This window comes from Streptomyces sp. NPDC056161 (assembly GCF_042268025.1).
Classification (GTDB): Bacteria; Actinomycetota; Actinomycetes; order Streptomycetales; family Streptomycetaceae; genus Streptomyces.
Window position 1 is genome coordinate 94,825 of the sequence record NZ_JBHJUV010000034.1, and the last position, 14,401, is coordinate 109,225.

Here is a 14,401-nt window from a genome sequence, read left to right on the forward strand (position 1 = left end):
TGGTGGCCGGGCGGGTGGTGGCCGGGCGGGAGGTCCGGTCCGCGCGCAGCGGCCGGGGAAGGGTCGGCGCCCGGGGTGGTGACCGGGCTGCGCTTCACTCGTCGTGCCGGCGGGGCCGGGTGCGGCGGCAGAGGCCGAGCAGCCATCCCCGTACGGCGTACTGGTGGCCCCGGAGGCAACGGGGAGGACATCTGGTCCCACGGGGCGACGGGTACCCTGGACCGGTCGTTTCCCGCCCCCGGGCGGGGCGGCCGAGTGGGAGGAACTGAGAGGAACCGGTATGCGTCTGCTCCTGGTCAGGCATGGCCAGACCCCCTCCAACGTCGGGGGACTGCTCGACACCGCGGTGCCGGGACCGGGTCTGACCCCTCTCGGGCAGCGGCAGGCCGCCGCCCTGCCGATGGCGCTCGCCGACGAGGACATCGAGGCCGTGTACGTCTCCACCCTGGTCCGCACCCAGCTGACGGCCGCCCCGCTGGCCGCGGCCCGTGGCCTGGACGTCCGGGTCCGGGACGGCGTCCGCGAGCTGTCCGCGGGCGACCTGGAGATGCTCCCCGGCGACACCGAACCGGGCCGCGCGTACATGAGGACGGTGTTCGCGTGGGCGGGTGGTGACACGGCACTGCGCATGCCCGGCGCGGAGACCGGCGCCGAGGCGCTGGCCCGGTTCGACGCGGTGGTCGCGGAGGCCGCCGAGACCGCCGCCGGGACGGTCGTGGTGGTCAGCCACGGCGCCGCGATCCGCATGTGGACGGCGGCTCGGGCACACAACGTCGACGTCCCCTTCGTCGCCGACCATCCACTGGAGAACACCGGTGTGGTCGTACTGGAGGGCTCCCCGGCCGACGGCTGGAAGGTGCTGTCCTGGGAGGGCGCGGCACTGGCGCCCGCCGGGGCGAGCGGCCCGACCGGCGAGCCGCAGCCGGTGCGGCCCAGGACCGCGGAGCCCGGTGCGGACGGCCCCCCGGCGCACTGACGAGCCCGACGAGCCGGCCGGCGCGAGCAGCGTCCGTCCGGCCGGTCACGGCTGGACGGTTTTCCAGGACACGTACGGGCGTCCCGCCTGGACGGATCGGGACGGCCGGCCGGAGCACGGCTGGACGTCCCGCCCGGACACGGCCGGATAAGCGTTTGCCGCAAACAGGCGGTGGCCCGCAGAATTCCTCACCATGGGACATCTGGAAGCCGCGCACCTGGAGTACTACCTCCCCGACGGGAGGGCGCTGCTCGGCGATGTCTCCTTCCGGGTCGGCGAGGGCGCCGCAGTCGCCCTGGTCGGCCCCAACGGAGCGGGCAAGACCACCCTGCTCCGGCTGATCTCCGGGGAGCTGAAACCGCACGCCGGCACGGTCACGGTCTCCGGCGGCCTGGGCGTGATGCGCCAGTTCGTGGGGTCCGTACGGGACGAGACGACCGTGCGCGACCTGCTGGTGTCCGTCGCCCCGCCGCGCATCCGCGAGGCCGCGCGCGCGGTCGACCGGGCCGAGCACGCCCTCATGACCGTCGACGACGAGGCCGCACAGATCCAGTACGCGCAGGCCCTCGCCGACTGGGCGGAGGCGCGCGGCTACGAGGCCGAGACCCTGTGGGACATGTGCACCACGGCCGCCCTCGGCGTGCCCTACGAACGTGCCCAGTGGCGGCAGGTGCGCACCCTCTCCGGCGGTGAGCAGAAACGGCTCGTGCTGGAGGCGCTGCTGCGCGGCACCGACGAGGTGCTGCTGCTCGACGAGCCGGACAACTACCTCGACGTGCCCGGCAAGCGCTGGCTGGAGGAACGGCTGCGGGAGACCGGCAAGACGGTGCTGTTCGTCTCGCACGACCGTGAACTCCTCGCCCGCGCCGCGGAGAAGATCGTCTCCGTCGAACCCTCTCCCGCGGGCGCCGACGCCTGGGTGCACGGCGGCGGCTTCACCACCTACCACGAGGCCCGGCGCGAGCGCTTCGCCCGCTTCGAGGAACTGCGCCGGCGCTGGGACGAGAAGCACGCGCAGCTGAAGAAGCTGGTGCTGAGCCTGCGTCAGGCGGCCACCAAGAGCCACGAGCTGGCCTCCCGCTACCAGGCCGCCCAGACCCGGCTGCGGAAGTTCGAGGAGGCCGGACCGCCGCCCGAGCCGCCGCGCGAGCAGGACATCCGGATGCGGCTGAAGGGCGGCCGCACCGGCGTACGGGCCGTGACCTGCGTGGGCCTTGAACTGACCGGCCTGATGAAACCCTTCGACCTGGAGGTCTTCTACGGCGAGCGGGTCGCCGTGCTCGGCTCCAACGGCTCCGGCAAGTCGCACTTCCTGCGGCTGCTCGCCGGGGACGAGGTGGCGCACACGGGGGAGTGGAAGCTGGGCGCGCGGGTCGTCCCCGGCCACTTCGCGCAGACCCACGCGCACCCCGAGCTGGCCGGCCGCACCCTGCTGGACATCCTGTGGAAGGACCACGCCCAGGACCGGGGTGCCGCCATGTCCCGGCTGCGCCGCTACGAGCTGACGAACCAGGCCGAGCAGCCCTTCGACCGCCTCTCCGGCGGCCAGCAGGCCCGCTTCCAGATCCTCCTGCTGGAGCTGGCGGGCGCCACCGCCCTGCTGCTCGACGAGCCCACCGACAACCTCGACCTGGAGTCCGCGGAGGCGCTCCAGGAGGGCCTTGAGGTCTTCGAGGGGACCGTCCTCGCGGTCACCCACGACCGCTGGTTCGCCCGCTCCTTCGACCGCTACCTGGTCTTCGGCAGCGACGGCCGGGTACGCGAGACCGCTGAGCCGGTCTGGGACGAGCGCCGGGTGGAACGGGCGCGCTAGCGGCCCGGCCGGATGTTCGTACAGTGGATTCCAGGGACCAGTGGAGTCCAGGTACCAGTTGATCTCAGGGACCAGCGGATCTCAGGGACCAGCGGATCTCAGGAACGTGAGACACGACGAGCGGGGCACACCATGACCGGAGTCGACCCGGACCGTCTCGACGACCAGCAGCTCATGAAGGAACTGGAGACGATCCACCGCACGCGCCACGACACGCTGCTGTACGGATCGAACGACGCGTTGCGCGCCCACAACGAGCGCATGGCGCAGCTGGAGGGCGAGTATCTGCGCCGCAACCCGCGCCGTCCCGTCGCCGCGGGCCGTACCCGTGAGGGCGCGCGCGAGCGGCGCTGCGGGGGCGCGGTGACCCCCGACGTCACCGCCACCTGAGGCGATGCCGCGCCGTCCGGGCCGCGATCGCGGACCGGAGCGCCCGGCCCCGCCGCGCGGACCACGGCACACCGGCCGTCCGGAGCGCGCCGCCCGCGTGCACGTCCGTCCCAAGTACCGTCCGTCCCGCGGACGTCGGTGCCCGGACCCGGCCGGGTCCGGCCCGGCGGGGACCGCGGTCCCCGCCGGACGCGGTCAGCGCCGCCGCACGGTCATCGCCTCGGCCAGCTCCTGCACGCTGCCGTAGCGGGCCGACCGCGGCAGCCGCCGTACCGCCTCGATCAGGTCGTCGTGCGCGCGCCCGTGGCGCAGGGCGTTCGACAGCTCGCCCGGACCGGCCGGGAAGAGATGGCGGCCCAGGAGCCGGGCCAGCTCCAGCCGCACCGACTCCAGGGGGGTCCCGGTGGCGTTCCCCGGCCGCACCGGGCCGCGCCAGATCTCCGGGTCGTCCTCCGCGGGGGGTTCCGGGTCGTACCACTCCTCGGTCCGGGTGGGGTGTCCGGACCTGAGCAGATCCTTCAGTTCGTGCTTCATCTCGTCGTCCCGGTGCACACTGAGCCGGTCACTGCCTCGCTGCATGTCTCCCTCCACATCTTTCACGGGTTGTTCACCGCGTACCCGGGGACGGGCGGCCGACACACGGTTTCGGCAGCGGGCGGCCGGCCGCCGCGGCGCCGAAAGGGCCGGTCGGCCGGGGTCACCCGCCCGGGGGTTCGCGTCCCGCTAATGGGGTCCGGCCGCGCGCGGGGTGCGGCCCGGCGGGCTGTGATGGCAGCGGAGGGCATGACCGCCGTGCCCCCGCCGGGACACGGCCGCCGTGCTCCCGCGGCCGCCGCTGCCAAGGAGTCCGCTCATGCGCCGCACCGCCCGTGCCCTCGCCGTGGCCGCCCTGACCGGCGTCGTCGTGGGCACCGCCCCGGCCGGGTCCGCGGCTCCCGTCGCCGGTCCGGTCCGGCCCGACGGCACGGCCGCCGCGTCCCTGCCGTGCCCCGCCGCCACCGGCGGCGCCGCCCCGGACGCCGTCGCCACCCCCGAGATCCTGACCGGCACGCGGGTCACGGCAGGCGGGCTGCTCGGCGACGACCGCGCGGCGGCCGACGGCGACTGCGCCCGCGGGACCGGCACACCGGGGCGGACCCCGGGTACGGCGGCCTCCGGTGTGCCCCGGGAAGGCGCGGGCCGGCTCGACGACACCGGGACGGCCACCGGCAGGGACGGGATCACCGGTGGGGACGGGATCACCGGTGGGGACGGGATCACCGGTGGGGAGGGAATCACAGGCGGCGACGGGATCACCGGCGGCGCCGGGACCGGGATCCCCGATCCGGGCCTTCCCGGGACGGGGATCCCCGATCCCGGCCTTCCCGGGACAGGGCTCGCCGGGACGGGGATCCCCGATCCGGCGCGGTCCGGCGCGCACGACTCCGCGGCCCCGTACACGGACCCGTACGACACGGTCACCCCGGGCACGGGCACCCCGGGCACGGGCAGGCCCGACACGGACACGCACCAGGGCACCACGCACGCGCCCGGCACCGGCCGGTACGAGGACGGCACCCAGGGCGGCGGCGTCCAGGAGGGCGGCACGCACGCGTGTGGACCCGCGGAGCGGTGCGACGACGGGCGTACCTGCGACGAACCGGGGGCAGGCGCCTCCTGCGGACCGGCCGACGGCCGGCGCGGCGCGAACGCCGGGGCGGGCGGCGCCTTCAACGAGTCCGTTCCGGCGCTGGTCGCCGGTGGCGTACTGATCGCGGGCGCGTTCGGCGGCGCCGTGCACCGGCTGTGGCGCCGCAAGCCGGCCACGGACGGCTGACGCCGTACGGGACCGCGGCCCGGACACGGACGCGGGACGACGGTAGCCGTGACCGGACACGGACACGGACGACGACAGGGCATGTGCACGAGGAGCACGCGGCACGGACCGGACCGCACGGGGACAGGACACGGCACCACGGACTGCGCGGAGGCGGAGATGCGGCGGACGGACCCCGAGGGCCACGGTCCCGTCCGGTACGGTCCGTCCCTGCCGGACGACGGGCTGCCCGTCCTGCCGGAGCTGGCCGAGGTGCTCGCCGCGCACGCCCGGCACGCCGGGGGAGAACCGGTGGGCGGCGCGCCCGCGCTCCTCGACGCGGCCGTCGGCTACTGGGCACGGCGCGGCCTGCCGACCGATCCCGACCGGGTGGCAGCCGGACCCGGCGCGCCCTCCCTGGTCCACGCGCTGACCGCCGCGCTCGGCGGCGACGTGCTGGTGCCGCGGCCCTGCGCCGCCTGGTGGGCACCGTACGCACGCCTGCTGGGACGGCCCGTGTTCCACGTGGCGACTCCGGCCGAGTGCGGCGGCGTCCCGGACTCGGCCGCCCTGCTGGAGACGGTGCGCCGGGTACGGGCGGAGGGAGGGGATCCACGGCTGCTCGTGCTCTCCGTGGCCGACGACCCGACCGGTACCGTCGCCCCGCCCGAACTGGTGCACGAGGTCGTCGAGGCGGCCGAGGGCGAGGGACTGCACCTGATCAGCGACGAGACCTGGCGTGACACCCTGCACGCCCCACGCGAGACCGTGCTGCTCAGCCCGGCCGAGATGCTGCCGGACCGGGTCACCGTCGTCACCGACCTGGCGGGCGCCGCGCTGCCGCCCGGCTGGCCCGCCGCCGTCGCCCGCTTCCCGCAGGGCCCGGCCGGGCAGGGCCTCCACGCGCGCGTGCTCGACGTGCTCACCGCGCTGGGCGCCGCCGTCGCGGGCCCGGTCGCGGCCGCCGCCGCGTACGCGCTCGACGAACCCGAGCCCGTCGCCGTACGCCGCGCCGCCACCGTACGCCTGCACGCGCGCGTGGCCGCCGCCGCGCACGCCGTCGTGGTCGCGGCGGGCGCCCTGGCCCGCCCGCCGCAGGCCGGACGCCACCTGTACGCCGATCTCGGTCCGCTGCGCGCCGCGCTGGTCGCGCAAGGGATCGGCGACGCCCAGGAGTTGGAGGACCTCCTCACCGACCGGCTCGGCATGCCCGCGCCCGGCGGCCACCGCTTCGGCGACGACCTCGGGGCGCTGCGAGTGCGGCTGGCCACCGGGCCGCTGCTGGACGGCACGGACGAGGAACGCACGGAATGCCTCACGTCACCCTCACCGTTGGAACTGCCACACGTGCAACGCGCGTTGATCTCCTTGAGGTCGGTCTTCGGCGATCTCCGCGACGACGCTCAGCGATGGGAGCCTCCTCGATGACGCAGCAGACGCCGCAGTCCGGGTCGACCACCACGACCACCACGACCACCACGCCGCCCGGACGAGCCGGCGCGACCGGCGTCCCGGCTGCCGTCGCACCCCCGTTCCCGCCGCTCGCCGAACCCCGCGCGCTGGGCGAACACCGGTTCTGGCCGCGGGCCTTCCACGACCGGCTCACCTCGCCCCTGCCCGGCCTCAAGTCCCTCGCCCGCTTCGCCCGCGAGGGCTCCGTACGGCCCTCGCCCGAGGGCCTGGCCGACATCCCGCGGCTGCCCTACGAACCCGGCCCGCTGCCCCGGGTCGACGCCCGCACCGTCGCCGTCAGCTGGGCGGGCCACGCCAGTTGGGTCGTGCGGATCGGCGGCCTGACGGTCCTCACCGACCCGGTCTGGTCCCGCCGCATCCTCGGCACCCCGGCCCGCATCACCCCGGTGGGCGTCGCCTGGAACGCACTGCCGCGGGTGGACGCCGTCGTGATCAGCCACAACCACTACGACCACCTGGACGCCCCGACGCTGCGCCGGCTCCCGCGCGACACACCGGTGTTCGTGCCCGCGGGCCTCGGCCGCTGGTTCCGGCGGCGCCGGTTCACCACCGTGACCGAGCTGGACTGGTGGGAGGCGGCCGAACTGTCCGGTGTCCGCTTCGACTTCGTGCCCGCCCACCACTGGTCCAGGCGCAGGCTCACCGACACCTGCCGCAGCCTGTGGGGCGGCTGGGTGTTCACCGACGTGGAGGGACAGCGGGTCTACTTCGCGGGTGACACCGGTTACGGCCACTGGTTCTCCCGGATCGGCCGCCGCTACCCGGGCATCGACCTCGCGCTGCTCCCCATTGGCGCCTACGACCCGCGCTGGTGGCTCAGCGACGTGCACTGCGACCCGGAGGAGGCGGTGCGCGCGGTCCGGGACCTGGGTGCCCGCCGGATGGCGCCCATGCACTGGGGCACCTTCGTCCTCTCCGCCGAGCCCGTCCTCGAACCGCTCACCCGGGTACGGGCCGAGTGGCAGAGAGCGGGCCTGGACCGCGAGGACCTGTGGGACCTGCCGGTGGGCGGCTCACGGGTGCTCGGCTGACGCAGGGCTCACACGGGTCCGTGGGTGTCCGTCCGGGGCCGGGCCGTCCCGCGGATCCGGCGCCACACGCCCGGTGCCCCGCTGATCACCACGGTCAGCACGACCGCCGCGACCACCCCTTGCCAGGGCTCGTCGAACAGCGAACCGCCCAGGATGCCGACCAACTGGTACGTCACCGCCCAGGCCAGACAGGCCGGCAGGTTGCCGCGGGCGAAGCGGCGCAGCGGCCACTCGGCCATCAGGCAGGCCAGCATCACCGGTATGCGGCCGGCCGGGACCAGCCGGGACAGCACGAGCACCGCCACCCCGTGGTCGGCCAGCTTCTGCTGCGCCTGGGTCAGCCGGTCCTCGGGGGCCCGCGCCCGGATCGCCTCCAGCCAGCGCGAGCCGTTCCTCGACCCCATCCCGCGCCGACCCAGCCAGTACAGCGCCACGTCCCCGAGGAACGCGGCCAGCGAGGCCGTCGCGAACACCAGCACCAGTGCGAACGGGGCCGTCTGGTGGAAGGCGACCACCGCCGCCGAACTCACCAGCGCCCCGGTCGGCACCACCGGCACCAGCGCCCCGATCAGCACCAGCAGGAACAGCGTCGGATACCCGATCGCCTGCTGGGTGGCCTCGGGCGGCGTGGTGGTCGTGGCGGCCGCGAGCCAGCTCACCTCGCGACCTCCAGCCGTACGCCCTCGCCGTGCCCGAGCTTGTGCACCGCCACCTGGGGCGCGGCCTCCGCAGCGAGGCGCACGAACTCATCGCCCGGCGCATGGAACTCATGGGGGCGCACGGCGTCCATCCCGATGGGCCAGTACGTGCCGTAGTGCACCGGTACCGCGCTGTGCGGCGCGAGCCCGGCCAGTGCCCGCGCGGCCCGCCCGGCGTCCAGATGCCCCTCACCGAGGTGCGGGCCCCAGCCGCCCACCGGCAGCAGGGCCAGGTCCACCGGCCCGACCTCCGCGGCCATCGAGTCGAACAGCCCGGTGTCGCCGGCGAAGTACGTGCGTGCCTGGCCCTCGACGACGTACCCCAGCGCGGGGGAGCGGTGCGGGCCGACCGGCAGCCGACGCCCGTCGTGCAGCGCGTGCACCACGCGGACGACCAGGTCACCGACCTCGATCCGGTCACCGGGGGACACCTCGGTGACCCGCAGCCCGTCGAGCCGGCGCAGTCCGGGCACCCCCCGTGGTGCGCCCCGGGGCACGAGCAGGCGCGTGCCCCGGGCGAGCCGGGCCAGCGAGGGCAGGTGCAGGTGGTCGGCGTGCAGGTGGGAGACGAGCACCAGGTCCGCGCGGAGGGCGTCCGGCGGCGGCAGCGCGCCCCGGCGGCGGCGCAGATGCGCGAGCCGTCGTACGAACAGAGGATCGGTCAGCACACGTATGTTCGAATCCTCGATCGTGCAGGTCGCGTGACCCCACCAGGTGACCTCCACCGGCACCTTCTTCGCCTCCTTCGCGCGACTCCCCCGAAGCCTACGGGCAGGAGTAGGGTCGGCGGGGAAACCCGGAGGTGAGGGGGGCTCCATGGGACCGGTTCGGGTCACGGCGATCGCGAGTCTGACGCCGCTTGAGGAACTGGAGGCGGATCCCTTCCTGGTGGATTCCCGCAGTCAGCACGCGATGTGCGCGCACTGGGCCGCGGAGCGTGGCTACGTCGTCGCCCGTGAGCTGCTGGTGCGGGGGCTCAGGACCGACCACGGAGTGCTGTGGGACGGGGTGCGGCCCGGCGTCGACGTCTTCGTGGCACCGAGCCGCCGGGTCCTGGAGAGCGCCTTGTCCTCGGTGGAGCAGTTCACCGCGGAGTGCGCGCGGCGCGGGGTGCGCGTCGAGACCGTCGGCCGGGCCGAACCGTGCTACGACGCCCAGATGAAGGCCCGGGTGCACCGCCGGCTGTCCATGCCCACCGCCGGATACGACGGCAGGTAGCGGCGCACCGGGGCGGCAGCCGGAGCACCCGGACGGCAAGCCGGAGCACCGGACGGCACCGGCCCGACCCCGCCTGGTCCGGCCGTATGACAAGGTGAGCGGACAGGTCCGCGGCGGCGACGGGCCGGAACGTGAGGTGGGCGGGGCGTGCGTGGCGGGCGGTGGCGGCGAATACTCAGCCAGGTCGGGCGGAGCGTCACGGTGTGGGCGGTCTCCACGCTCACCATGCTGGTGCTCGCCGCGATCCTGCCCGACTTCCAGCTCCAGTCCGCCGACGGCGACAGCGCCACCCGCATCGCCGTCACCGCCGCGCTCGGCGCGGGCGCCTTCGGTGTGCTGTCGGCCGTGGTCTGGCCCGTCCTCGTGCGGCTGCTGCTGCTCGTGCCCGCGCTCGTCCTCGGGCTGCTCGTCTTCTTCCTCAACGGTTCGCTGCTCCTGCTCGCGCTGCGCATCAACCCCACCGGCCGGGGCGCCGTGGCCCCCGAGACCGCCGTCATCGTGGCCGCCGTGATGTCCGCCGTCGCCTCCGCCACCAGTGCCGCCCTGGTCGTCCGGGACGACGAGGCGTACCGGCGCCGGCTGCACCGGCTCGCCGACCGGCGCGGCCGCCTGTGCCCGCCGTGCCCGGTGACCCCCGGCACCGTCTTCATCCAACTCGACGGTGTCGGCCACGACGTGCTCACCGAAGCCGTCGCCCAGGGGCTCATGCCGACCGCGGCCCGCTGGCTCGGCACGGGCGACGGGCGGCGCCCCAGCCACCGGCTGACCCCCTGGCGCACCGACTGGTCCAGCCAGACGGGCGCCAGCCAGCTCGGCATCCTGCACGGCAGCACCTTCGACGTACCCGCCTTCCGCTGGTACGAGAAGGAGCACCGCGAGGTGATGGTCTGCAACCGCCCGGCCAGCGCCGCCGAACTCCAGCGCCGCGCCGTCGTCCGCACCGGCGACGGCGGACTGCTCGGCGCGGACGGCGCGAGCCGCGGCAACCTGTTCAGCGGCGGGGCCGACGAGCAGGCCCTCGTGTTGTCCATCGCCGCCCGCCGCCGCGGCCGGGAGAACCGCTCCCGGTCCGGCTACTTCGCCTACTTCTCCGACCCCGCCAACGCCGTCCGCACCGCCCTGTCCTTCTTCGCCGAGGTCGGCCGTGAGATCTTCCAGTCCACCCGGGCCCGGGTCAGGAAGCAGCGGCCGCGGGTGGCGCGCGGCGGCCTCTACCCGCTGGTGCGCGCCTTCGCCACCGTGGTCGAACGGGACGTCGTGGTCGCCGCGGTGGTCGGCGACATGCTCGTCGGCCGCACCGCCGTCTACGCCGACCTGGTCGCCTACGACGAGGTGGCCCACCACTCCGGTCCGCACAGCCAGGACGCCGCGCTGGTGCTGCGACGGCTGGACCGCTCGCTCGCGCTGATCGAGAAGGTCGCCGAGCACACCCCGCGGCCGTACCGGATCGTCGTCCTCTCCGACCACGGGCAGAGCCCCGGCGAGACCTTCCACGCCCGCTACGGCCTCACCCTCGGCGACCTGGTCCGGGCCGGCAGCGGGCTGCCCGTGCCGCGCCGCGCCGAAAGGACGCGCAGCGGTACGGAGGCACGCGCCGCCGTACGGGCAGCCCTGCGCAGGCCGGTCGAGGAGGGCGGTGAACAGCGCCGTCCCGTGCGCCGCCGCTCCGAGCCGATCGTCCTCGCCTCCGGCAACCTCGGCCTGGTCTCCTTCCCGGACGTACCGCACCGCATGACCAAGGAGGAGATCGACGCCCGCCATCCCGCCCTGCTCGGCACGCTCGCCAACCACCCCGGCATCGGCTTCCTGCTGGTGCGCAGCGCGGAGCACGGCGGGGTGGTCCTGGGCGCGTACGGCGCCGAGATCCCGCTCGACCGGCTCGCCGACGAGCCAGGGCCGCTCGACCGGTTCGGGCCCGGTGCCGCCGACGCCGTGCGCCGCACCCACTCCTTCCCGCACACCGCCGACATCATGGTCAACTCCGCGTACGAGCCGGACGACGGCGAAGTCCTCGCCTTCGAGGAGCAGATCGGCTCGCACGGCGGGCTGGGCGGCGCCCAGGCCCGGCCGTTCCTGCTGTCACCCCTCGAACTGTCCGCGCCGGCCGCCGACGACAGGCCCCTGGTCGGCGCCGAAGAGGTGCACCGCGTCCTGCGCCGCTGGCTGGGCGAGTCCAACGGCCCCCAGGTGCCCCTCCCCACGGACACCGGCACGGCCGCGGGTACGGCGCGGGCCGCGGGTACGGAGACGGACGCGGCCCCGGAGACGGTCCTGGACTCGGACTCGGACAGCCGGGCGGCCTGAACACCGTCGGCGCGCCCAGGGCCCCGCGCCACCGGTCCGGCATCCCGCGCGCGGGACGCCGGGACCCGCCAGAGGCGATCGTGACGTACGACGCCGGGCACCCGCCGCTCGCGGAGCCGGCGGGCAAGGCCAGGTCTCCGAGGTGCGGTGAGCGCGGATGTGATCGGATGGGGCCGGTACTCTCCCCGGCCCGCGCCGGGAAGGGGGCGCCCCGCACCGGGACCACACGCGAAAGGAACAACCGTGGCTACCACGCGCACCGCACACACGGTCTGGGAAGGCAACCTGCTTGAGGGCAACGGAGTCGTCACCTTCGACTCCTCCGGCATCGGCGAGCAGCCGGTGTCGTGGCCGTCGCGTGCCGAGCAGGCGAACGGCAAGACCAGCCCGGAGGAGCTGATCGCCGCCGCCCACTCCAGCTGCTTCTCCATGGCCCTGTCGAACGGCCTGACCAAGGCGGGCACCCCGCCCACCAAGCTCGTCACCTCGGCCGACGTGACCTTCCAGCCGGGTCAGGGCATCACCGGCATCCAACTGAGCGTCGAGGGCACCGTCCCGGGTCTGGACGACGACGCCTTCGTCGCCGCCGCCGAGGACGCCAAGAAGAACTGCCCGGTCAGCCAGGCCCTGACCGGCACGACCATCACGCTGTCGGCGAAGCTCGCCTGACACCGGTCCGTTCCACGGTGCCGCGCCCTCCCCGGGGGGTGCGGCACCGCCCTTTCGGGGTACCCGGCATTGACAACAGCGCACTCAAGTTTTGTGCTGGATGGGGGCACGCCCGGCGGAAGGGGACGGAGATGGCACGCGCGGTCGGGATCGATCTCGGTACGACGAACTCGGTGGTGGCCGTCCTGGAAGGCGGTGAGCCCACCGTCGTCGCCAACGCCGAGGGCGCGAGGACCACCCCGTCGGTCGTGGCCTTCGCGAAGAACGGCGAAGTGCTGGTCGGCGAGGTCGCCAAACGGCAGGCCGTGACGAATGTGGAGCGCACCGCGCGCTCCGTCAAGCGGCACATGGGCGACGCGGACTGGCGCTTCCCGGAGAGCGGCACCGTCGACGGCACCCGCTACCGGGCCCAGGAGCTGTCGGCGCGGGTGCTGCAGAAGCTGAAGCGGGACGCCGAGTCCTACCTCGGCGAGGACGTCACCGACGCGGTGATCACCGTACCGGCGTATTTCGACGACGCGCAGCGGCAGGCGACCAAGGAGGCCGGCGAGATCGCCGGCCTGAAGGTGCTGCGAATCATCAACGAGCCGACGGCCGCCGCCCTCGCCTACGGGCTCGACCGCGGCGAGGAGCAGACCGTCCTCGTCTTCGACCTCGGCGGCGGCACCTTCGACGTCTCCCTGCTGGAGATCGGCGACGGGGTCATCGAGGTGAAGGCCACCAACGGCGACACCCACCTCGGCGGTGACGACTGGGACCAGCGGGTCGTGGAACACCTGGTCAAGAAGTTCAAGGCGGAGAACGGCATCGACCTCGGCGCCGACAAGATGGCCCGGCAGCGGCTGCGCGAGGCCGCCGAGAAGGCCAAGATCGAGCTGTCGTCCTCGTCCGAGACCGGCATCAACCTCCCCTACATCACGGCGTCCGCCGCGGGCCCGCTGCACCTGGACGAGAAGCTGACCCGCGCCCAGTTCCAGGAACTCACCGCCGATCTGCTCGACCGCTGCAAGACCCCCTTCCACCAGGCGGTCAAGGACGCCGGAGTGAAACTCTCCGCCGTCGACCACGTGATCCTGGTCGGCGGCTCCACCCGGATGCCCGCCGTCACCGACCTGGTCAAGGAGCTCACCGGGAAGGAACCCCACAAGGGCGTCAACCCCGACGAGGTGGTGGCGGTCGGCGCCGCCCTCCAGGCCGGGGTGATCCGCGGCGACGTGAAGGACGTGCTGCTCCTCGACGTCACCCCGCTGTCCCTGGGCATCGAGACCAAGGGCGGCATCATGACGAAGCTCATCGAACGCAACACGACCATCCCGACCCGCCGTTCGGAGATCTTCACCACCGCCGCCGACAACCAGCCCTCCGTGGGCATCCAGGTCTACCAGGGCGAACGCGAGATCGCCGCGTACAACAAGAAGCTGGGCGTCTTCGACCTCACCGGGCTGCCGCCCGCCCCGCGCGGTGTGCCGCAGATCGAGGTGGCCTTCGACATCGACGCCAACGGGATCATGCATGTCTCGGCGAAGGACCTGGCCACCGGCCGCGAGCAGAAGATGACGGTGACCGGCGGCTCCGCCCTCCCCAAGGACGACATCGACCGCATGATGCGGGAGGCCGAGCAGTACGCGGAGGAGGACCGCAGGCGCCGTGAGGCCGCCGAGACCCGCAACCAGGGCGAGCAACTCGTCTACCAGACGGAGAAGTTCCTCCGGGAGAACGAGGACCGGATTCCGGCCGACACCAAGGCCGAGGTCGAGTCGGCGACGGCGGAGCTGAAGACGCTGCTGGAGAAGAACGCGACCGACGCGACCGGCGCCGACACCGCCGCCCTGCGCACCGGAGTGGAGAAGCTGGCCACCGTCAGCCAGCGGATGGGCCAGGCGATGTACGAGCAGGCCGGGCAGAGCAGGCAGCAGACCTCGGCCCGGACCGCCGAGCACTCCGCGCCGGCGGACGAGGAGGACGTGGTCGACGCGGAGATCGTCGACGACGAGCGGGACACCAAGGGCGGCGCCGCCTGAGCCGGGCCGGCGG

At 74.3% G+C, this 14,401-nt stretch carries 13 protein-coding genes; 10 read left to right on the top strand and 3 right to left on the bottom strand.

From position 1 onward, the window contains the following. Window positions 1-280 precede the first annotated feature (280 nt). The 3 genes from ACFC09_RS28520 (at window position 281) to ACFC09_RS28530 (ending at window position 3,179) form a co-directional block, all read left to right on the top strand. Window positions 281-976, top strand: a complete 696-nt coding sequence (locus ACFC09_RS28520; RefSeq protein ID WP_376533193.1) for a histidine phosphatase family protein — start codon at window positions 281-283, stop codon at window positions 974-976. 193 nt (window positions 977-1,169) lie between these two features. After that, window positions 1,170-2,789 (top strand): ABC-F family ATP-binding cassette domain-containing protein, encoded by a 1,620-nt coding sequence (locus ACFC09_RS28525; RefSeq protein ID WP_376533194.1) that lies wholly within the window; start codon window positions 1,170-1,172, stop codon window positions 2,787-2,789. A gap of 132 nt (window positions 2,790-2,921) precedes the next feature. Then, window positions 2,922-3,179, top strand: a complete 258-nt coding sequence (locus ACFC09_RS28530; RefSeq protein WP_376533195.1) for a DUF6158 family protein — start codon at window positions 2,922-2,924, stop codon at window positions 3,177-3,179. A gap of 195 nt (window positions 3,180-3,374) precedes the next feature. On the opposite strand, the gene ACFC09_RS28535 is transcribed toward ACFC09_RS28530, so the two are convergent. Then, entirely contained in the window at window positions 3,375-3,758 is a 384-nt protein-coding gene (locus tag ACFC09_RS28535; protein WP_376533196.1) for a DUF2795 domain-containing protein, read from the bottom strand. Window positions 3,759-4,032: 274 nt separating this feature from the next. Between ACFC09_RS28535 and ACFC09_RS28540 the strand changes: the two genes are divergently transcribed. From ACFC09_RS28540 to ACFC09_RS28550, 3 genes are all read left to right on the top strand, one after another. Continuing rightward, complete coding sequence (locus ACFC09_RS28540; protein WP_376533197.1) at window positions 4,033-4,995, top strand: hypothetical protein; 963 nt, start codon at window positions 4,033-4,035, stop codon at window positions 4,993-4,995. A gap of 159 nt (window positions 4,996-5,154) precedes the next feature. Continuing rightward, window positions 5,155-6,402 carry an aminotransferase class I/II-fold pyridoxal phosphate-dependent enzyme gene (locus ACFC09_RS28545; RefSeq protein WP_376533198.1) on the top strand — a complete coding sequence of 416 codons (1,248 nt, stop codon included), beginning with the start codon at window positions 5,155-5,157 and terminating at the stop codon, window positions 6,400-6,402. Continuing rightward, the gene (locus tag ACFC09_RS28550; RefSeq protein WP_376533199.1) at window positions 6,399-7,478 is read left to right on the top strand and encodes an MBL fold metallo-hydrolase; all 1,080 of its coding nucleotides are present in this window, start codon (window positions 6,399-6,401) and stop codon (window positions 7,476-7,478) included. The genes ACFC09_RS28545 and ACFC09_RS28550 overlap by 4 nt, the downstream gene beginning before the upstream one ends. Window positions 7,479-7,486: 8 nt before the next feature. Here the strand turns inward: ACFC09_RS28550 and ACFC09_RS28555 are convergent, their stop codons facing one another. Continuing rightward, window positions 7,487-8,137, bottom strand: a complete 651-nt coding sequence (locus ACFC09_RS28555) for a DedA family protein (RefSeq protein WP_376533200.1) — start codon at window positions 8,135-8,137, stop codon at window positions 7,487-7,489. Continuing rightward, on the bottom strand, window positions 8,134-8,907 hold the full coding sequence (locus ACFC09_RS28560; RefSeq protein ID WP_376533201.1) for an MBL fold metallo-hydrolase: 774 nt from the start codon (window positions 8,905-8,907) through the stop codon (window positions 8,134-8,136). The genes ACFC09_RS28555 and ACFC09_RS28560 overlap by 4 nt, the downstream gene beginning before the upstream one ends. An 85-nt stretch (window positions 8,908-8,992) precedes the next feature. Here ACFC09_RS28560 and ACFC09_RS28565 point away from each other — a divergent pair, with 85 nt between their 5' ends. The 4 genes from ACFC09_RS28565 (at window position 8,993) to dnaK (ending at window position 14,388) form a co-directional block, all read left to right on the top strand. Further along, window positions 8,993-9,394 carry a hypothetical protein gene (locus ACFC09_RS28565; RefSeq protein WP_376533202.1) on the top strand — a complete coding sequence of 134 codons (402 nt, stop codon included), beginning with the start codon at window positions 8,993-8,995 and terminating at the stop codon, window positions 9,392-9,394. 147 nt (window positions 9,395-9,541) lie between these two features. Then, a complete protein-coding gene (locus tag ACFC09_RS28570; RefSeq protein WP_376533203.1) occupies window positions 9,542-11,698 on the top strand; it encodes a phage holin family protein in 2,157 nt (718 codons plus the stop codon). 243 nt (window positions 11,699-11,941) lie between these two features. Further along, window positions 11,942-12,367, top strand: coding sequence for an OsmC family protein (locus ACFC09_RS28575; protein WP_376533204.1), 426 nt, complete (start codon window positions 11,942-11,944; stop codon window positions 12,365-12,367). Between the two features lie 131 nt (window positions 12,368-12,498). Beyond that, entirely contained in the window at window positions 12,499-14,388 is a 1,890-nt protein-coding gene (dnaK, locus tag ACFC09_RS28580) for a molecular chaperone DnaK (RefSeq protein WP_376533205.1), read from the top strand. Window positions 14,389-14,401: the final 13 nt, after the last annotated feature.